Source organism: Xanthomonas sp. DAR33341 (assembly GCF_003992815.1).
Lineage (GTDB): Bacteria > Pseudomonadota > Gammaproteobacteria > Xanthomonadales > Xanthomonadaceae > Xanthomonas > Xanthomonas cissicola.
Genome location: NZ_QEYV01000017.1, coordinates 92,642 through 111,808, shown reverse-complemented (window position 1 = coordinate 111,808; position 19,167 = coordinate 92,642). Strand labels below are relative to the sequence as shown.

The 19,167-nt window shown below is 64.1% G+C and carries 17 protein-coding genes and 5 tRNA genes; 10 read left to right on the top strand and 12 right to left on the bottom strand.

Annotation, left to right across the window (positions count from 1 at the left end; translation table 11 throughout):
- The first annotated feature begins 96 nt into the window (after window positions 1–96).
- The 6 genes from EO156_RS05545 to EO156_RS05515 all read left to right on the top strand — a co-directional run bounded on the left by EO156_RS05545 (window position 97) and on the right by EO156_RS05515 (window position 2,274).
- Window positions 97–489 carry a c-type cytochrome gene (locus EO156_RS05545; protein WP_033482803.1) on the top strand — a complete coding sequence of 131 codons (393 nt, stop codon included), beginning with the start codon at window positions 97–99 and terminating at the stop codon, window positions 487–489.
- Between the two features lie 8 nt (window positions 490–497).
- Window positions 498–959, top strand: a complete 462-nt coding sequence (locus tag EO156_RS05540; RefSeq protein WP_005915693.1) for a cytochrome c — start codon at window positions 498–500, stop codon at window positions 957–959.
- Window positions 960–1,118: 159 nt separating this feature from the next.
- Window positions 1,119–1,194: transfer RNA gene (locus tag EO156_RS05535), tRNA-Ala, on the top strand.
- A gap of 47 nt (window positions 1,195–1,241) precedes the next feature.
- Window positions 1,242–1,317: transfer RNA gene (locus tag EO156_RS05530), tRNA-Glu, on the top strand.
- 758 nt (window positions 1,318–2,075) lie between these two features.
- A tRNA-Ala gene (locus tag EO156_RS05520) sits at window positions 2,076–2,151 on the top strand.
- A gap of 47 nt (window positions 2,152–2,198) precedes the next feature.
- Window positions 2,199–2,274: transfer RNA gene (locus EO156_RS05515), tRNA-Glu, on the top strand.
- A gap of 298 nt (window positions 2,275–2,572) precedes the next feature.
- Here the strand turns inward: EO156_RS05515 and EO156_RS05510 are convergent.
- Both EO156_RS05510 and EO156_RS05505 read right to left on the bottom strand, forming a co-directional pair.
- A complete protein-coding gene (locus EO156_RS05510) occupies window positions 2,573–2,749 on the bottom strand; it encodes a hypothetical protein (protein WP_003482805.1) in 177 nt (58 codons plus the stop codon).
- Window positions 2,750–3,117: 368 nt separating this feature from the next.
- Window positions 3,118–3,204: transfer RNA gene (locus EO156_RS05505), tRNA-Leu, on the bottom strand.
- Window positions 3,205–3,342: 138 nt separating this feature from the next.
- Here EO156_RS05505 and EO156_RS05500 point away from each other — a divergent pair.
- Together EO156_RS05500 and EO156_RS05495 are read left to right on the top strand one after the other, a co-directional pair.
- Entirely contained in the window at window positions 3,343–3,723 is a 381-nt protein-coding gene (locus EO156_RS05500) for a response regulator (protein WP_003482806.1), read from the top strand.
- Between the two features lie 197 nt (window positions 3,724–3,920).
- Complete coding sequence (locus tag EO156_RS05495; RefSeq protein ID WP_016849125.1) at window positions 3,921–7,304, top strand: PAS domain S-box protein; 3,384 nt, start codon at window positions 3,921–3,923, stop codon at window positions 7,302–7,304.
- Between the two features lie 636 nt (window positions 7,305–7,940).
- Here EO156_RS05495 and EO156_RS05490 read toward each other — a convergent pair.
- Both EO156_RS05490 and EO156_RS05485 read right to left on the bottom strand, forming a co-directional pair.
- Complete coding sequence (locus EO156_RS05490) at window positions 7,941–10,301, bottom strand: Tex family protein (protein ID WP_016849126.1); 2,361 nt, start codon at window positions 10,299–10,301, stop codon at window positions 7,941–7,943.
- 102 nt (window positions 10,302–10,403) lie between these two features.
- Window positions 10,404–10,631 (bottom strand): hypothetical protein, encoded by a 228-nt coding sequence (locus tag EO156_RS05485; RefSeq protein ID WP_003482809.1) that lies wholly within the window; start codon window positions 10,629–10,631, stop codon window positions 10,404–10,406.
- Between the two features lie 192 nt (window positions 10,632–10,823).
- Here EO156_RS05485 and EO156_RS05480 point away from each other — a divergent pair, with 192 nt between their 5' ends.
- On the top strand, window positions 10,824–12,035 hold the full coding sequence (locus EO156_RS05480) for an FAD-dependent oxidoreductase (protein ID WP_016849127.1): 1,212 nt from the start codon (window positions 10,824–10,826) through the stop codon (window positions 12,033–12,035).
- Here the strand turns inward: EO156_RS05480 and EO156_RS05475 are convergent.
- From EO156_RS05475 to EO156_RS05455, 5 genes are all read right to left on the bottom strand, one after another.
- Window positions 11,993–12,469 (bottom strand): hypothetical protein, encoded by a 477-nt coding sequence (locus EO156_RS05475; protein ID WP_164735852.1) that lies wholly within the window; start codon window positions 12,467–12,469, stop codon window positions 11,993–11,995. The two genes, EO156_RS05480 and EO156_RS05475, sit on opposite strands and share 43 nt — an antisense overlap.
- Before the next feature lie 8 nt (window positions 12,470–12,477).
- A complete protein-coding gene (locus tag EO156_RS05470) occupies window positions 12,478–12,675 on the bottom strand; it encodes a PspC domain-containing protein (RefSeq protein ID WP_005915706.1) in 198 nt (65 codons plus the stop codon).
- A gap of 115 nt (window positions 12,676–12,790) precedes the next feature.
- Entirely contained in the window at window positions 12,791–13,867 is a 1,077-nt protein-coding gene (locus tag EO156_RS05465) for a class III poly(R)-hydroxyalkanoic acid synthase subunit PhaC (RefSeq protein ID WP_011051304.1), read from the bottom strand.
- Complete coding sequence (gene phaE, locus EO156_RS05460) at window positions 13,864–15,063, bottom strand: class III poly(R)-hydroxyalkanoic acid synthase subunit PhaE (protein ID WP_016849129.1); 1,200 nt, start codon at window positions 15,061–15,063, stop codon at window positions 13,864–13,866. Before phaE ends, EO156_RS05465 begins: the two co-directional genes overlap by 4 nt.
- 54 nt (window positions 15,064–15,117) lie before the next feature.
- Complete coding sequence (locus tag EO156_RS05455; RefSeq protein ID WP_016849130.1) at window positions 15,118–15,780, bottom strand: CDP-alcohol phosphatidyltransferase family protein; 663 nt, start codon at window positions 15,778–15,780, stop codon at window positions 15,118–15,120.
- Window positions 15,781–15,864: 84 nt separating this feature from the next.
- Between EO156_RS05455 and EO156_RS05450 the strand changes: the two genes are divergently transcribed.
- A complete protein-coding gene (locus tag EO156_RS05450; RefSeq protein ID WP_005933499.1) occupies window positions 15,865–16,623 on the top strand; it encodes a 3-hydroxybutyrate dehydrogenase in 759 nt (252 codons plus the stop codon).
- Between the two features lie 362 nt (window positions 16,624–16,985).
- Here EO156_RS05450 and EO156_RS05445 read toward each other — a convergent pair whose 3' ends face one another.
- The 3 genes from EO156_RS05445 to EO156_RS05435 all read right to left on the bottom strand — a co-directional run bounded on the left by EO156_RS05445 (window position 16,986) and on the right by EO156_RS05435 (window position 19,063).
- Window positions 16,986–17,474, bottom strand: coding sequence for an 8-oxo-dGTP diphosphatase (locus tag EO156_RS05445; protein WP_005915716.1), 489 nt, complete (start codon window positions 17,472–17,474; stop codon window positions 16,986–16,988).
- Window positions 17,475–17,544: 70 nt separating this feature from the next.
- Window positions 17,545–18,054 (bottom strand): DUF1249 domain-containing protein, encoded by a 510-nt coding sequence (locus tag EO156_RS05440; protein ID WP_016849131.1) that lies wholly within the window; start codon window positions 18,052–18,054, stop codon window positions 17,545–17,547.
- Between the two features lie 187 nt (window positions 18,055–18,241).
- A complete protein-coding gene (locus tag EO156_RS05435) occupies window positions 18,242–19,063 on the bottom strand; it encodes a pyruvate, water dikinase regulatory protein (RefSeq protein ID WP_003482830.1) in 822 nt (273 codons plus the stop codon).
- Window positions 19,064–19,167: the final 104 nt, after the last annotated feature.

Below are 19,167 nucleotides of genomic sequence, written 5' to 3'. Positions count from 1 at the left end.
ACCCGGTTTGCGCCGCGCCAAATCGCAGGCATACTCGGTCCGGTTCCGCCACGCCCCCACGTGCGGACGCTCAATCAGTCTTCCGGATACGAAACCATGCGCCCGCAGCCGCTCGCCGCTTGTCTCGCTCTGGTCGTCTTCCTGCCGTTTGGGGGCGCATCAGCAACACCGCAAGCCACACCCGCGGCGGCGGCCACCCCGGTGCCTGCCGCCGCGGCGGCAACCCCTGCCGCGCCGACCGGCAATCCGTCAAATGGGCGCTTGCTCGCCTATACCTGCCAGGGCTGCCACGGCGTCACCGGCTATAAGAACGCCTACCCCAGTTATCGGGTGCCCAAGATTGGCGGCCAGACCAGCCAGTATCTGACCCAGGCGTTGACCGAATATCGCCAGGGCAAGCGCAAACATCCAACCATGCAGGCACAGGCGCAGAGCTTCTCCGAGCAGGACATCGCCGACATCTCCGCCTTTCTGTCCACCCTCAAGTAAGCGCCCACATGCCGAACGCCCTGCACGCTCCGCGTCTAGCCATCGCCCTGGTCGCTGCCCTGATGATGGCGGCCTGCTCCCAATCCCAGGTTGAGTCCACCGATCACTCCGCTGGCGATCCCGGTCACGCCAGCGGCGAACACGGCTCCGGCTCGTCGGCAGGTCTGCCCACCGGCCGCGCCGACGCCGGCGACAAACTCGCCCATGCCAAGGGCAAGGCGACCGGCCAGAGCTGCGTGGACTGCCACGGTGCCGATGGCAATGCGCCGATCGATCCCAGCTATCCCAAACTGGGCGGCCAATACGGCGACTATCTTGCGCATGCGCTGCAGGCCTACCGTAGCGGCGACCGTCAGCATCCGTTGATGACCGCCCAGGCCACCGCGCTGAGCGATCAGGACATCGCCGACCTGGCAGCGTACTTCGGCGCGCGGCAAACCCAGTTGCGCGATCTGCACGGCGTCAACTGAGTCTGAGGCGACGCCACGTACTTCTGCGCGCGGCAAACCCAGTTGCGCGATCTGCACGGCGTCAACTGAGTCTGAGGCGACGCCACACCGTCTCATTCGGAATGAAAAAGCGCTTGCGCGAACATTAACAGGCCGCTATCATTTCGTTCTCAGTTTCGTGGGGCCATAGCTCAGCTGGGAGAGCGCCTGCATGGCATGCAGGAGGTCGGCGGTTCGATCCCGCCTGGCTCCACCACTTCAGACATTAGGCCGTCTGAAATGACAACTCAGGTTTTGATATGCGTCCCCATCGTCTAGAGGCCTAGGACACCACCCTTTCACGGTGGACACCGGGGTTCGAATCCCCGTGGGGACGCCAATCATCTGAAAGCCCCGGCACTGCCGGGGCTTTTTTTTGCCTGTCAGCGGGCCGAATCCAGTTGTGCGCAACGTTGGGCATGCCCTGGCTCATTGGCATCATGCAGCGGATAGAAGAGCTGAATCCATGCCGCGGCGAGCGTAGCGCCTGGTGCACACATCGGTACGCGCGCACGGCCATTCGGCGGACCATTACCGCCCTGCCAACGCCAGCTCGATCACAGCGCTTGACGAGTTGCAGTGTTACTCAAACCGATGAGCGTTCGCACGCGGATTTTTTTGCTACCGAAGATGCCTCTGCCCGCCATCGCGGTTGCCACGTTGCGACGTTGCCAGCGGCGTCGCTAAGGATCGCCACGCCGAAAGCGCAGTGTGCGCGATGATCGCGCTCACGCATGTCGTCGATGACGACGAGCGAGGGACGCGAGATCGGGTGTTGCTTGTAAACCAGATGCAGCGGACCTGACGCCCGGCCCGGCAGAGCCGTTGCTCGCAAATCGACAGCTGTCGAATCACGCGCACACTGGCATCGACGCATCCAGTGCGCCGATATCGCTGTCACAGCGATTCATTGCGCCGCGAACACCAAAGACTGAGGGCGCTTGAAGCGTTCCAGGTGCGCACCACTGCCGTTCAATCGCCGCACCCGACGCGGGCGGCCTTGCAGTTGCCCCGGCAGATGCGCTCTTGCTGCAAATTTTGCCCAGCCACTTCCCATCGCGTGGCGATGTCGCTATGATTGCCGGCTAGCAGCAACGCGGGGCCATAGCTCAGCTGGGAGAGCGCCTGCATGGCATGCAGGAGGTCGGCGGTTCGATCCCGCCTGGCTCCACCATTTCAGACATTAGGCCGTCTCAAGTGGATAACGAGGTTTTGATACGCGTCCCCATCGTCTAGAGGCCTAGGACACCACCCTTTCACGGTGGACACCGGGGTTCGAATCCCCGTGGGGACGCCAATCATCTAAAGCCCCGGCACTGCCGGGGTTTTTTCTTGCCTGTCCCTGACCTGCGTCTACGACGTATGTCGTGGCCATTGCGAAGTGGGATCAGTAGTCGTGCGAGTGCTTCTCGCCGATGCAGCCCGCATAACACTTCTCTACGCACTCGCAAGCCGCTACATCGCTAGCCAATCATCGCCACCTCGCAATCCGTTCCGACCGCGGCGCAGGGCCCCATCGCACGCAATTGCGATGAGATGAGTAGAGTCTCTGTTCGATTTCGAAGCCAGCCATGCAGTGCACTCTGCCGAGCACCTCAGGTCTGCCCGCTATCCAGCGCCTTGCGGCCCTCGTGCGTCAGGTCGATGTCGCCATCTTCGGCTTGCGTGGCATAGCCGGCGCGTACCGCCCAGTTTCCCTCTTCGTCGGCTACCGGCTTGGTGTCGTGGATGTCGCGCAGAATGCGTAGCTGTTGCGAAGCATCGAAGTCCATGGGGCCACCTGTTCAAAAGAAACTCCCAAGGTACGCAAGCAGCGTGATGGTCGCGTGCCTGCAATGTCATCCGTGACCTGTGCACCGCATGGCGCACGGCAGTTGTGTGCCTGATGCGTGGGCGTGCCGGCAATCAGGCATCTGCGCCACGCAGGCGCACTTGCAAGCGAATCGACCCCCGGCGCCAGCCAGTCCTGCACCACGCGCCGATCACGCCCCGCCTTCGCGCTCAGCTGGACCGCACTGACGGTCGCCAGCCTCGCTGTCCGCGCCGCGATCAACCAAGCCCCACACCTCGCCGAAACGCCCCATAGCAAAAAGCCCCACCGGACTTCTCCAGAAGGGCTTTCGCTGGTGCTGCAACAACTTGGTGCCGAAGGTGGGACTCGAACCCACACGCTTTTAAGGGCGGCGGATTTTGAGTCCGCTGCGTCTACCGATTCCGCCACTTCGGCGTGGCCGCGCAGTATAGCGACTTGTTGTTGAAACGAACAGTGTCAGTTTGCGCCTGACGAATTCAGGTGCAAGCGGGGTCTGCAGCGCTGTGTCCAGGCAGTCCCGATATACTGGCCGACTTAGTGAAGGAGTAAGCAATGTCGGTGTTGCGTGGAGTTCGGGTACTCGTGGTCGAAAACGATGACATGAATGCCATGCTGCTCGATCTGCAGCTTGTTCAGGCGGGTGCCGTCGTCATGGGCCCGGTCGGCGAGGTGCGCGATGCTTTGCAACTGATCGCCGACGACGCACCGGATATCGCAGTGCTGGACTATCGCTTGGGCAATGGCGAAACCAGCGAACCGGTCGCACGCCTGTTGTCGGAGCGCGGTATCCCGTTCGTACTGGCGACCGGCGTTGCCATCGGCAGCATCCCGAGCGGTTTCGAACGTGGCGTCATCCTGATCAAGCCGTATCTGTCCGAAGAACTGGTTGGCGCATTGTCCAAAGCGCGCGAGTCGCGCGGCGCTGAGGGCTGAGCAGCAGCACGGGCGCACCTGCCAGCCCGCCCCGGTGCGGCACGCATGCCGTCTCTAACACCCCCTCATCCTGCCACCGACGCGCTGTTTTGGGTGTGCGGGCAGCGATTAGCTGAATCGCCGTTTGCGCGGTATCAGCGGCGCCGGGCCGGTTGCTACTAGAATTTGCCATCGAAGAATGACGGGCGGGTCGCTGGATGGATATCGCCGTGTCGCCGTTGGCCGGCTTGCTGCCGGAGACGAGCGAAACCGCAGCAATGCTAGCCGCGTCAGTGCATCCTGCGGACGCGCTGCTGGGCGATAGCCCTGCGCTACGCACAGCACTATCGATCTGCCTGCATGCGCAAGTTCCGATGCTGCTCGTATGGGGCCGCGACGACCGCTGCATCTACAACGATGCCTGCATTGCACGACTGGGGCCACGCCATCCGGCGGCCTTCAGGCAGCCGCTTGCGGCGCTGACATGTGCATCCGATGGCGATGGCGAGCCAGCAGCGACAATCGCCCTGGATCTGGCGAGCTGGTCATGCAGCCCAGTGCTGCAAACGGGCGAGCAGTTGGGCGCGCTCTACATCGGCGTTGCTGTTTCAACGGCTGATGTCGACGAACAACGCCGCAGCGATGGCCGCGACAGTTTTTTATTGATGCTCGAAGACGCACTGCAGCACGTGTCCGATCCGCGGCAGATCATCGACACCAGCGTGCGCTTGCTCGGCGAGCATCTGCAGGCGAACCGTTGCGCATTCGGCCTGGTCGCTGCCGATGGCAGCACCATGCATGTCATCAGCGACCATGTGCAGGACATGCCGAGCCTGCAAGGCGATTTCCCACTGGAGGCGGCACGGGGCCTGCGCGATGCGCTGCTGGAAAACCGCCCCTGGTTCACGACCGATGCGCTGGCGCCGGGTGCGCCAGACTATGTGGCCGAGCAGTACCGCCGCTCGGGCTTGCGCGCCTCGCTGGCCATTCCGTTGCACAAGCACGACCGATTGGTGGCAGCGATCGGCGTCCATCAGCGCGCACCGCGGCGCTGGCTGTCGGCGGAGATCGAACTGGTGCGATTGGTTGTGGCACGCTGCTGGGAATCGATGCAACGGGCCAAGGCGCAGCAGCAACTCGCGGCCAACGAAGCGCGCCTGCGCCGCCTCGCCAATACGCTCCCGCAGATCATCTTCATCGCCGATCCGGACGGACGGCCGCACTACTTCAATCAGCGCTGGTACGAGTACACCGGCCTGGATCCTTCCAACAACGAAGATGCCGCCTGGCACCGCGCGCACACTGCCGATGGTCTGCGCCTGTCCGAGCAGGCCTGGAGCGTGGCATTGAAGGGCCAGCGCGCTCTCGAGGTGGAGTGCGAACTGCTGCGTCACGATCGGCAATCGCGCTGGCACCTGGTGCGCGCGCTACCGGTGCGCGGCGACGATGGCAGCATCAGCGAGTGGATCGGTACCTACACCGACATTCATGACCGGCGCGCATTCGAGCAGCAACTACGCGAAAGCGAAGTGCGCTTCCGTGCGCTCTGCGAGACGGTGCCAGCGATGATCTGGATGGCCGACGCGCAAGGCGATTGCGTGTACTGGAATCCGCGCTGGTACAACTTCACCGGACAGGGGGAAGACCAGGCACTGGACCAGGGCTGGTGGGATGTGATGCATCCCGACGATGCAGCACGCGTGCGGCATGCCTTCGAACAGGCACTCGAGCAACGCGGCGAATTCCTCGCCGAATACCGCGTGCGCCGCCACGACGGGCAATACCGTTGGTGCATCGACACCGCATCGCCGCACTTCGCCAGCGACGGACGTTTCCTAGGGCACATCGGCTCGCTCACCGACATCTCCGAACGCAAGCACATCGAAGATGCCACCGCTTCGGACCGCGCGATCCTGAGTTTGATCACCACCGGTGCGCCGTTGCCGGTGGTGCTGGATGCGATCGCATTGAGCGTGGAGGCACGTGGTGAAATCCCGTTGTACTGCTCGGTCATGGTGCGCGATGAGGTCCGCCACACCTTGAGTTTCGGCTCCGCACCGCATTTTCCGATCGAGTACCGCGGGCACTTCGAGCCCTCGCCGATCGGGCCGGAGGGTCCGCCCTGCGCCCTGTCGGCGCACTTGGGTCGTCAGGTGATCTGCAGCGATATCCAGGCCGATGCAAGCTTCAGCAGCCACCATGCGATCTCGGCGGCGATGGGCATCGCGGCGTGTTGCGTCACCCCGATCCTGGCCAGCAACGGGCAGGTATTGGGCACGCTCAATATCTATTACGACCGCCCCCACCTACCGTCCTTGCGCGAGCAGGCAATGGCGCGCTCGGCTTCGCACCTGGCCGGCATCGTGATCGAACGCACCCGGGTGGATGCCAAGCTCAAGCTGTCGTTGCAGGCGGAAACCGCCGCGCGCGCGCAGGCCGAGCATGCCAACCGGGTCAAGGACGAATTCCTGGCCACGCTCAGCCATGAGTTGCGCACGCCACTCAACGCGATCCTGGGTTGGTCGCGGTTGATGCAATCGGACATCGCCGATCCGGCCAATCTGGGCCGGGGCCTGGTGATCATCGAACGCAGTGCGCGCGCGCAGACGCAGATCATCGACGACCTGCTGGATATGAGCGCGATCCTGTCCGGCAAGATCCGCCTGCAGGCCGAGCATTTCGATATCGCAGGGTTGGTGCGCAGCGCGCTGGAACTCATGCAGCCGACCGCGTTGACGCGCAAGATCGCACTGGAGCTGGATGCGCCTTGCGATGGCGAATTGTGGTTCTTCGGCGATGCCGGGCGACTGCAGCAGGTGCTGACCAACCTGCTCAGCAATGCGCTGAAGTTCACCCCTGCCGGCGGCACGGTGCGAGTGACGATGGACGTCGAAGACGAGCGCCTGCGCCTGTGCGTACAGGACACCGGGATCGGCATTGCGGCGGATTTTTTGCCGCATGTGTTCGACCGCTTTCGTCAGGCCGATGCAGGCACTACCCGGCGCGTGGGCGGCCTGGGGCTGGGCCTGTCGATCTCGCGTCAGTTGGTGGACCTGCATGGCGGCAGCCTGGGCGCCTCCAGCGCGGGCGAAGGCCAGGGCGCGCTATTTACCATCGTGTTGCCGTTCCAGCACGGGGTCAGCGACCTGCGCCCTGCCTCGGCAGATACCCCCCACGTGGGCGCGCTGCCGGACGAGTGCCGCGACCGCCTGGCTGGTGTGCGCGTCCTGCTGGTCGACGACGATCAGGATTCGCGCGAAGCGGTGATGCAGTTCCTGATGCTGGCCGGCGCGCAGGTGCAGGCTGCCGGGTCGGTGGACGCGGCCGAGCACTGCCTGGCGAACGCGCAATTCGATGTGTTGGTCAGCGATATCGCGATGCCGTTGCGCGATGGCTACGATCTGATCCGCACGGTGCGTTCGGGCCGCGCCGATCTGCCACGGCATATTCCGGCCGTCGCCCTCACCGCCTATGTCCGCGAAGAAGACCGCGACCGCGCGGTAGTGGCCGGCTTCGATGCGCACATGGGCAAGCCGGTGGAACCACCCCGCCTGGTCGATCTGATCGAACGCGTGATCTTGCCGACGCGCAGTACGAGATGAGGCCTGATAGCGCCAGAGCATGGCTGGCCAGCACCTTGTCGTTGATCGACCCAATCAACGAAACCTCGCGGCATCGGGTACGTTCACTTTCTACAGCGCTGAGAGAGTGAAAAGCTTGCTTGGCCGAATGCGCGGTGCCCTCGCCGCTCGCAGGACACGCCGTGAACCCGTCCTTGGGGGCTCGATGGCGGCATCCGTGCCGCCAACGGTCCTGCAAGCGGCAAGGACGCCGCACCAGACAGTTTGCTGGGCCTGTTGAAAAGCGAGGAACACCGCGTCGTTGGTCGTTAGCTGCTTTGAAAACTCTGCATACCGACCAACGCCACTGGTCCTTGCCCGCTCACCGTCGCCGGACCCTTGGCGGCATGGATGCCGCCAAGGAGCTTACAAGGACGTACTTGCAGCGTGTCCTGCGATGGTGAGCGGGCAAGGGCCCTGCAGCCAAGCCGCAGATCCCCCCAGGACCTTGGGCGGCATACCCGCTACCAAAGAAACCAACTAGGGGTGCTCGACACCTATCTCATCATGATCTGCGGCTAAGACATCTAGGCCAAACCGCAGATCAGCCCATTACGACGTTAGATCCATGCCACGCCACCGAACCACACCGATCAACCAAACCATCAAAAGCGCGACTTAGCTACGTTTGGCACGCGCGAATGCCGCTGCCAGCGCATTGTCTGCCGGCGGTGCGGTGATCCGCGGTTTGCTGTTGGCCTGCGCCTGACCGCGTCCACCACCATCGCGCCTGCCCTGCCCCGGACCGCTGCCGCGAGCGTCGCGCGGTTGCGCAGAGCCATCCGCCGCTGGCGGCGTATCGGACAAACGGCAGGTCAGCGCGATGCGCTTTCGCGCCACATCCACTTCCAGCACCTTGACCTTGACGATGTCGCCGGCCTTGACCACATCGCGCGGATCCTTGACGAAGGTTTCCGACAACGCCGAGATGTGCACCAGTCCATCCTGATGCACGCCGATATCGACGAACGCGCCAAACGCGGCCACATTGCTGACCACACCTTCGAGCACCATGCCCGGTTTGAGGTGCTTGATGTCCTCGATGCCCTCGGCGAACTGCGCCGCCTTGAACTCGGGGCGCGGATCGCGGCCGGGTTTTTCCAGCTCCTTGAGGATGTCGCGCACCGTCGGCACACCGAATTGGTCGTCGGTGAACATCTCCGGCTTCAGGCCACGCAGAAAACTGCCGTCGCCCAGCAATGCCTTGATCGGCTTGCCGGTGCTGCTCACGATGCGCTCGACCACCGGATACGCTTCCGGATGCACCGCCGACACGTCCAGCGGCTCGTCGCCATCGGCAATGCGCAGGAAACCGGCGCATTGCTCGAAGGTCTTGTCGCCCAGCCGCGGCACCTTGAGCAAGTCCTTGCGACGCTTGAACGGGCCATTGTCGTCGCGGTGACGCACGATATTTTCCGCTACCGTGCCCGACAACCCGGACACGCGCGACAACAACGCCGCCGAGGCGGTATTGACGTACACACCGACCGCGTTGACGCAGTCCTCCACCCGCGCTTCCAATGCCTTGGCCAGCCGGTATTGATCCACATCGTGCTGGTACTGGCCCACGCCGATCGCCTTGGGCTCGATCTTCACCAGTTCGGCCAATGGATCCTGCAGACGGCGCGCGATCGACACGGCACCACGCAGCGATACATCCAGATTCGGAAATTCCTTGGCCGCGAACTCCGAGGCCGAATACACCGATGCGCCCGCCTCGCTCACCACCACCTTCTGTAATTTGGTCGCGCCGCACAGCGCAATCGCCTCACCGGCCAGCTTGTCGGTCTCGCGGCTGGCGGTGCCGTTGCCGATCGCGATCAGCTCCACGTTGTGCTGCATGCACAATTTTTTGATGGTCTGCAGCGACTGATCCCACTGCCGCTTCGGCTCGTGCGGATAAATCGTTTCGGTGACCACCAGCTTGCCGGTGGCATCGACCACGGCGATCTTGCAACCGGTACGGATGCCCGGATCCAGCCCAAGCACCACGCGCGGGCCTGCCGGCGCCGCCAGCATCAGGTCCTTGAGATTGTCGCCGAACACCGCGATCGCCTCGGCCTCGGCCTTCTCGCGCGCCTGATTGAACAGGTCCAACAGCAAGTGCATATGCAGCTTGGCGCGCCAGGTCAGCCGGCACGCATCCAGCAACCAGCGATCGGCCGGACGGCCTTCGTTGGAGATACCGGCATTGCGCGCCACGCGGCCTTCGGCGTACTGGTGCCCGGCCTCGGCGTCGCTGCCCGGATCCAGATCCAGGTACAGGATTTCCTCGCGGCGTGCGCGAAACAGCGCCAGCAAGCGGTGCGAGGGAATCTTCGCCAGCGTTTCGGCGTGATCGAAGTAATCGCGATACTTGGCACCGGCCTCTTCCTTGCCCTCGGCGACCCGTGCGCGAATCACGCCGTTGTCGCCTAGCCAGCTGCGCAGCTCACCGACCAGTGCGGCATCTTCACCCCAGCGCTCCATCAGGATGGCGCGCGCGCCTTCCAGCGCCGCCTTGCTGTCTGCAACGCCCTTTTCGGCATCGATGAAGGCTGCTGCGGCCACGTCCGGGGACTGCGTCGGGTCCGCCAACAGGCCATCGGCCAATGGCTCCAGCCCGGCTTCGCGCGCGATCTGTGCGCGGGTGCGGCGCTTGGGCTTGTAGGGCAGGTACAGGTCTTCCAGCCGCGACTTGGTGTCGGCCGCCACGATCTCGTTGCGCAATTCGTCGCTAAGCTTGCCCTGCTCGCCAATGCTGGACAGGATCGCCGCGCGGCGCTCTTCCAGCTCGCGCAGATAGGTCAGGCGCGTTTCCAGATTGCGTAGTTGCGTATCGTCCAGGCCGCCGGTCACTTCCTTGCGGTAGCGGGCGATGAAGGGGACGCTTGCGCCCTCGTCGAGCAGGGCGATGGCGGCGTGCGCCTGTGCGGGTTGGGCACCGATCTCATCGGCGATGGTGCGAGCAATCTGCTGGGCGAGCTGGTTATCGTGCATGACGGCGCGGCGTGAACCGCTTCACTGAAAAATGCATTTTCGCAGTGCCGGCCCGCCACGGAAACCCGTTGACAACGCCGCCGTAAACCTATGCAGCCGCGCTCAGCTGACCTGACGTGCGTAATGGGTGGCGGCACGTTCGACCAGAATGCTTTCCTGCAGCGATTCCAGCGCCATCACGCGCACCTTGCCCATATCCTTCAGCGGCACCATGCGTTCGACATACACCTCCGGGCCAGCATCGGTCATCGCACGCGACTTGCTGAAACCGTAAGGCACCACGCCCTTGTCGCCATCTTTACTGCCACCGACGTACAGGACAATCGACATACCCACACCCTCTTCTGCTGCTGTTGCTGCGTTGTGGCGGGAGGATACCCAGCTCGCCGTGAGGAGCTTTCCACGCACGTTAACGCCGGCTGTTTGCCGTTTGGTGACGGCGGCAAGGCCGGGCTCGCCTCACGGCCGCTTCACCCCGCTTGGCCGTCAATCGCCATCCGCCTGCTCGCTGATCGACACCGCATGGACCTCAAAAGTGGCTACCCGTTCTGGTCGATCCGCAACGGCTTGATGCGCGCCTACCCGCGCCTGGAGCAAGACACCCAATGCGAGGTCGCCATCGTCGGTGGTGGCGTCACCGCCGCGCTGATCGCGCACGAATTGCTGCGCCACGGCCATGAAGTCGTAGTGATCGAACAGCGCGACATCGGCTGGGGGAGCACCTCGGCCAGCACCGCCTTGCTGCAGTACGAAATCGATACGCCGATGATCGAACTGGCAGAACAGCACGGCATGCAGGCAGCGGCGCTGGCGTATGGCGCCTGCGCGCAAGCCATCCTCGACCTGCAGGGCCTGTGCAATACCCTCGGCGGCACCGACTTCACGCGCCAGGACAGCCTGTACTACGCCAGCCGCCCGCGCGACATAAAAGACCTGCGCAACGAGCTGGAGACCCGCAAGGCGCATAAACTGCCGGTGGAATGGATCGAACGCGAGCCGCTCTGGCACAACTACGGCGTGCATTCGGATGGCGCGATCCTGAGCCGCCTGGCCGCCAGCGTGGACCCGTACCGCCTCTGCTACCGCCTGTTTTCCGAGTGCGAGCAGTACGGCGCACGCATCCACGACCGCACCGCCATCGCCTCGATCGAACCGCACGACCCGCACGTCGACCTGCGCACCGAAGACGGTGTGAGCGTGCGTGCCCGTCACGTGATCCTGGCGGCCGGCTATGGCAACCAGCGCTGGCTCTCGCAGCCGGTGGCGCGCAATCGCAGCAGCTACGCCTTCGTGACCGACCCCCTGCACGACAGCGACATGGGCGCGCTCAAGCACACCATGATGTGGGAAACCGCGCGCCCGTATCTGTACGTGCGCAGCACACCGGACGGGCGCGTGGTCGCTGGCGGAGAAGACGACAACATCGACATTCCCGCGAGCCGCGACGCACGCGTGCAGAGCAAGCTCAAGACGCTGCTGAAGAAAATTGGCAAGACCATGCCCGATATCCGACTGCGCCCAGCGTTCGCATGGGCCGGCACTTTCGCAGAGACTGCCGATGGATTGCCGTTCTTCGGGCCGCATGCCGAACTCGGGCTGCGCGTGTCGTTCGCGATGGCCTATGGCGGCAACGGAATTACCTATAGCGCCATTGGTGCGGGCTTATTGCGCGCACAACTGGAGGGCACGCCTCATGCGCTGTCCGGATTGTTCGGCTTCTCGCGCTTGGGCTGAGGCCCCCACGGCCACCAACCATGGCCATGCATCGCATACGTATAGGTAGCCCGCTCCAGCGGGTTGCGCACGTGGATGCCGCCGCACAGAAAATACACGGGCAAAAACAGTGGCCCCAGCAGCATGTACTGATAGACATGCGCGCGTTCGTGGTCGCCCAAGCGCACCGGTGGACGCTGGCAACGGCCTGCAGCGTGCGCGTAGGTCCTGCACTGCAGGTCGAGCGATGCACCTTTCAGCAGGATCACGTTGCCCAATGTCATCGCGCCACCCGGGCCCCATGGCCAGGCGTGAAAGACCACGGCGCGTTCCTGCGGCGACCAGACGGGACGCGCACCAAAACTCCACCCGGCCGCGCCGATCGCGAGCCCGATCAAGGTATTGGGCAGCGTCCATACCGCGCCAAGCGCCTGCAATGCAGGCAGCCCGCGCATTACCGGCTTCAATCGGCCTGGTTGGGGATCAGCAGCCACAGGATCAGATAGACCAGGATGCCGGGAAACGCGGCCGAGGCGATCGACACGATCACAAACAAAATGCGCAGCAGCGTGGAGCTCCAGCCAAAACGGCGCGCAATGCCGCCAACGACGCCGGCGATCATGCGGTCGTTGAGGGAGCGGGACAGCGTGGTGGTAGACATGGCAAGACTCCTGCAGAACGTAGCCAACAGTCTAGAAAACGCGGCCGCTGGGGATCGTGACGGCCGCCTGGCCTGCTCAGCGCAGCGTCACCTGCACGGCGTGCAGGCAGCGATCTCAGGCATTGCCGCCACGTGCCTGCAGCCAGCGATGGATTGCCACTGGAACCTCGCGCTGCGCACGCCCGGAGACGTAGATTCCGATATGCCCGCCACGGAAGCTCAGTTCGCTGTAGTCGTCGCTGCCGACCAGCCCTCCTAGCGCCCGTGAAGCGTCCGGCGGCACTAGGTGGTCGTGTTCGGCGTAGATATTCAGCACCGGCATGTCGAGCGCCTGCAGATCGACCGCCTGCCCCGCGATGCTCACCTGCCCGGTGACCAGCCCGTTGCGCTGATAGAACACCGTGACGAATTCGCGGAAAGCCTCGCCCGCCAGGTCGGGCGAATCGAAAATCCACTTTTCCATGCGCAGAAAATCTTCCAGCGCCTGCTTGTCGTCGAGGATGTCGAGCAGGCCCACGTATTTCTGCAGGTTGAGCCGGAACGGCTTGAGCATCAGGTAACTGGCGTTCATCAGATCCGCGGGCACGTTGCCCATGGTGTCCACGAACAGATCCACATCGACCATGCGTGCCCAGTTGGACAGCATGTTGTCGGGAGTATGGAAATCCACCGGCGTCACCATGGTGATCAGGTTGCGCACTTTGTCGCGCTGCAGCGCGGCGTAGCACAACGAGAACGTTCCGCCCTGACAGATGCCGAGCACATCCACCGCTTGCAACCCCGACTGCGCGCGCAGATGATCCACCGCGCCGTCGATGTAGCGCAGCAAATAATCTTCCAGGGTAAGGTAGCGCTCGGAGCGGTCCGGGTAGCCCCAATCCAGCACGTAGACGTCCTGGCCGTGACTCAATAGCCCTTTCACCAGCGAGCGATCCGCCTGCAGATCGACCATGTAGGGGCGATTGACCAATGCATAGACGATCAGCAGCGGCGTCTTGGCCACCGGCGCCTGCTCGCCGATGAAGCGATATAGCACCACCTTGCCGTCGCGCCAGACTTCTTCGCGCTCGGTGACGCCGTAATCCACATCGTCCACGCCCGGCAGCAGCTTGAGTCCTTCGCGCAACTTGCGTTGCATCGACAGGGTTTCCTGCATCAGGTCTTCGGCGCTGAATCCCAACGGACCTTTCATGCCTGCGCTCCACGTTTTTTAGCTGCGGCGGGTTTGCGGGCCGCAGGCTCGGGCGAGGATGTCGCGCCACCATGCTTCTTGGGCGAGGTCGTTTTCGTCGGCTTAGAAACGGCTGGCGCCTTTTTCGGAGCCGCTTTTTTCGTCGCCGTCTTGTCGACGGGCGCCTTCTTCGATGCACCCTGCTTGACTGCCCGTTCTGCCCCTGCGGACGACGCGCGCTTGCCCGCTGCCTGTGTCACCGGTGCAGGCTGCGCCGCTGCAGCGGGCTTGCTCGCCGGCGAAGCTGCGTTACGCAGCATCCGCCTGACCAGGCGTTCCAGTTCGGCAATGCGGCGATGCGCGGCGTCCATCTCCGAACGTGTGGGCATGCCGAAGCGTTCGCTGAGTTGCTCGACCTCTTCCTGCAGCGCAGCGCGCAGGCGCATGTGCGCGTTGGCAAAGCCGCCGTACACCTTGCGGAACTGCTCCGACAAGGCAACATCGGCATAGGACTCTTCGGCCGCTTCGATCCATAGATCGAACAGTGCGCGGGCGCTGGTCAACTGGCTGCCGCTGCTCTCGTGCTCGCTCAGCCTGGACGCGAAGCGCGCAAACGCCTGCTCGATCGCCGCCTTGAGTTGCTCGCCATAGGCCTCCGACTGGGCCTGGAACTCCTGCTGCGCGCGTGCCAGTTTCTGCAGGCGCGACTGGTGGTTGCGGTTCAACCCGAACGCCGGCATGTCCAGCCAAGGCGCATTTTCCTCGCGCCACTTTTGCAGCGCTTGCGCCGCGTCCTGCAGCCACGGGTCGAACCCGCCCGGGCTGCCGCCGCGCAGCGAACCCAGCGTCCACTGCATCAGCTGCTCGCCCTGCCCTTGTACGGCCTGGCGCCAGGCATCGGCGACTTCATTGGCCGAGGTGTCGCGCCCGGCAAACTGCGCGGCCACCTGCTGCATGGTGCCAAACCAGTCGCCGGCCTGGGTGCGAAAGCGGTCGATGGCCTCCTGCGCCTGTGGGGCGGCCTGGGTGGGCAGCAATTGCGACCACCAATCCAAGGCCTTGCGCCAATCCTGCGGGGCGTCGCTACCGGACGTGGGCGGTGGTTGTTGCGCAGCGGCGCCGGCCTGGCCGTGGCGCATGGCATCTCCCCAGGCAGCCCAGTATTGGCGCGCCTTGTCGTCGAAGTTGCCGTTGTCCGAACCGCTGCTCGCCATCATCCCATCCAGTGACCTCTACCCAGCCATCCTACCGCGTGCGTAGCGGTGTGCCGCTCAGGGTTTGGGGATACGCAGCGTCTTGCTGATCATCAGCGAGCCGGACACCGCAAACAGCAGCACCAGCGGATGCAACTGCCAAGGCCCCAGCTGCCATTGGCCCCACCACAAGGTGTCGCCGATATGCCCGCTGCTGGCGGCAACCGCGAGCAGGATCACCAGTACCAGGCTGGTCGGAATGGGCGTGCCTTCGAAGTACGGCACCTTGTCGGCCTCGCCAGCGATCTCTTCGGCAGTGACGTTGTAGCGCGCCAGCCGGCTGACCCCGCAGCAGACGAAATAGCTCAGCACCAGCCAGTCCCAACCGCCGCGCATGCCGCAGGCATAGCCCAGCGCCGCCGGCGCCACGCCGAAGGAGATCACGTCCGCCAACGAATCCAGTTCGCGGCCCAGCGTGGAAGACGCTTTGCGCCAGCGCGCCACGTGCCCATCCAGCGCATCGAACACGAACGCCAGCGGGATCAATGCCATGCCAAGCAGCAGATCGCCGCGATGCCCCTCTTGCAGGAACCGCATGGCCGCAAACACCGCGCCGGTGCCGCAGAACGCGTTGGCAAGCGTGAACCAGTCCGCGAGTTGGAAATCGCGCAGCATCGAAAAATGGCGTTTCATGCGGAACCTAAGGTGAGCAAGACACAAAGGGTAACGCGCGCGCGCCATGCAGGCGACCGTTTCGCTGCACTCGGCTAGGCTGGCGATCCGCGTGACCGCTCCCGGCCGCGCACGACTTCACGAGGACATCCGATGCACAGCATCCTGATCACCGGCGCGGGCAGCGGCATTGGCGCCGGTATCGCTACCCAACTGGCGGCCGACGGCCATCATCTGCTCGTCAGCGATGTGCAGCTGGCGGCCGCCGAGCGCACGGCGGATGCGTTGCGCCAGGCAGGCGGCTCGGCGGAGGCGCTGGCGTTGGACGTGACCGATGCAGACAGCATCGCGCAGGCACTGGCCAGTGCATCACGCGCCCCGCAGGTACTGGTGAACAACGCCGGCCTGCAGCATGTGGCCGCACTTGAGGAGTTCCCGATGCAGCAGTGGGCGCTGCTGGTGGATGTGATGCTCACCGGCGCCGCACGCCTCAGTCGCGCCGTGCTGCCTGGCATGCGCGCGGCCGGCTATGGCCGCATCGTCAATATCGGCAGCATCCACTCGCTGGTGGCCAGCCCATACAAAAGTGCGTATGTGGCCGCCAAGCATGGCCTGGTCGGCCTGGCCAAAGTCATCGCGCTGGAAACCGCCGATTGCGACATCACCGTCAACACGCTCTGCCCCAGCTATGTGCGTACGCCGCTGGTGGAACGGCAGATTGCCGATCAGGCGCGCATCCGCGGCATCACCGAGGACGCCGTGGTGCGCGATGTGATGCTCAAGCCGATGCCCAAGGGCGCCTTCATCGACTACGACGAGCTGGCCGGCACCGTGGCGTTTCTGATGTCGCATGCCGCCCGCAATATCACCGGGCAAGCCCTCGCCATCGATGGGGGCTGGACGGCACAATGATCACGCTGGCGAAATTTTGACCAGCCGCCACGCGTACCAGATGGCATAAGGGGGCCGCGCACTTGTCCACAGACTTGCGCAGCGTCCATCCACAGGGGGTGTGGAGAAGTGGGCGAGGCCTGCCGTTCCGCGGAAAACCGAGAGGCTCCCCGACGCTCAATGTTCAACGCCGCACGGTTGAGCCTGGCTGGCATTGGGTGCTGCGCTGCTAGCCAGCACGGCTCGCCGATCGGACGTCAAGCGCTGGTGCGCCGATCTATCTCCCGCACCGAGGACGTCGATCTACAGCAGTCGGGCCCGGCTAGATATCTGCCGGCGCAGTGCCGGCGGCACGCACTCCGCGTGCCGTGCACGTGCAGCGATCAGATCCGCGAATATGTCCACGACTGCATGCGCCCGTCGCGATACGGCATGACGCCGTGGAACGGGCGCGGGTCGCCATCAAATACCAGCGGCAGGAAATTGCGGTCGCCTTCCCACATCGGCACCTGATCCATCCGCTCGATCGCGATCCACTCCAGCGTCCCCTCCGGATTGGAGGTGTGCGGTGTGCCCTCGAAGCTGTGGATCAGGAACACGAAGCCCAGCCAGTCTTCGCCCTGCTTGCCGAAGCCCGGCCAGCTGATGGTGCCGCGCAACTGCATCCGGCCGCAGTCGACGCCGGCTTCCTCGCGTATCTCGCGGCGCATGCAAGCCAGCACGTCTTCGTCCGGCTCCATCTTGCCGCCCAGGCCGTTGTATTTGCCCAGATGCTGGTCGCCGGGGCGGGCATTGCGATGGATCATCAGCACCTGGGTGCCGTCCGGCGACAACAGGTAGCCGAGCGTGGCGACAATCGGGGTATAGGGCATGGCATGCGATCTGACACGAAGCGCATCAGTATGACTGAAGCGGCACGCCGCACGCGGCGGCAACGCCGGCTCAGCCGACGGCAGCCTGCGGGTTCGGGCGCGGCGGTGCCACGCGGTCGGTATCCAGGTGCAGGGTCGCAACGCCGTGTCCGCGTTCGGCCAGGTACTCCAGCCACTTGCCCAGGAACGTATTCATGCGCATGCGGTGGCTGATCAGCTCGGCCGGCGGCGGGAACATGCCCATCACGTCCTGCCAGCGCCGACCGACATAGCAATGCGTGGTCTCGGCCTGGCGCGCATCGCGGTACAGCCGTACATACGCCGACGGGTCCGGCTCGCCGGTGACCGGGTCGCACAGGTCGTAAGTCAGGCGCAGTTCCACCGTGTAGCGGTGGCATTCGATCACGTCCAGCCGCAGGTTCAGGCCATCGCCGATCGAGGACACGTAGGAGCCCGGCGCCAGATCGGCCGGGGCAAATAACCGGGTCAGATGTTGGAAGTTTTCTGCGTACAAGCCCATCAGCCAGCCGAAGCGGCTCAGTTTGGGAATGCGTTCGAGTTTGCTCAGTGCTTGCGCCATGGACCGATCCTACACGCTGCGCCGCCGCACGGGCAGCATTGACGGGGGCCCAACGACAGGCCTACCTTGGTGGAGCACTGCCCCGCCCGCTTTGCTCTCCCAGCCGCCGCGCAATGGCATCTTTAGATCTCCATCCGATGCGCACGCTCGCAAGACCCGCGAGGCGGCTGCCAAGCCTGATCCCCGATCAAAACATCTCGCGCTGCAAGCCCAGAGTGGACAACACCTTGCTGGAGATTTCTTCGATCGAGGTATTGGTGGTGCTGAGCGAGGGAATGCGCTCCATCTGGAACATGCGCTCGGCGATCGCCACTTCGCGCCGGCAGGTCTCTGCCGCGCTGTAGCGCGAATTGGCGCGCCGCTCCTGACGAATTTGCTGCAACCGCTCAGGATCAATGGTCAAGCCGAACAACTTGCTGCGGTAATTACGCAACCGCGGGGGCAACTGCTCGTTTTCCAGATCTTCGTCCGTGAGCGGATAGTTGGCGGCGCGAATGCCGTAATGCAAGGCCAGATAGATGCAGGTCGGTGTCTTGCCCGCGCGCGACACCGCCACCAGGATCACATCGGCCTCGTCGTAATTGAGCGCAATGCCATCGTCATGACTCAGCGCGAAGTTCATTGCGTTGATGCGGCGGTGATAGGTTTCGAAGTCGACCATGCCGTGCGCGCGGCCCACACGCGAATGACGCGGCGCATTGAGCTCGCGCTCCAGCGGCTCGATGAAGGGTGCGAAGACATCCAGCATCAGCGCGCCACTTTCGGCCAGGATCATGCTCAATTGTGGATCGACGCACGAATTGACCACGACCGGGCGCACCTGGTACCGCTCGCCTGCGGCGCGCACGCGCATGGCCGCATCGCGCGCTTTATCTGCATCATCGATGAACGACATGCGGTCGGTGACGAAGTTGAAACCGCTGAACTGCGTGAGCAGGCTATGCCCAATCGTTTCAGCGGTGATACCGGTTCCATCGGAGACGTAAAACACCGGCCGAATTGTTGACATCAAGACCACCTCTTTGAACTGGTGTCCAAAACTTACGGATTCATGCTTGTGCAGGTTCCGCTGTGCACTGCATCATAGCGGCTTCTTCCTACGGTCGCGGCCAT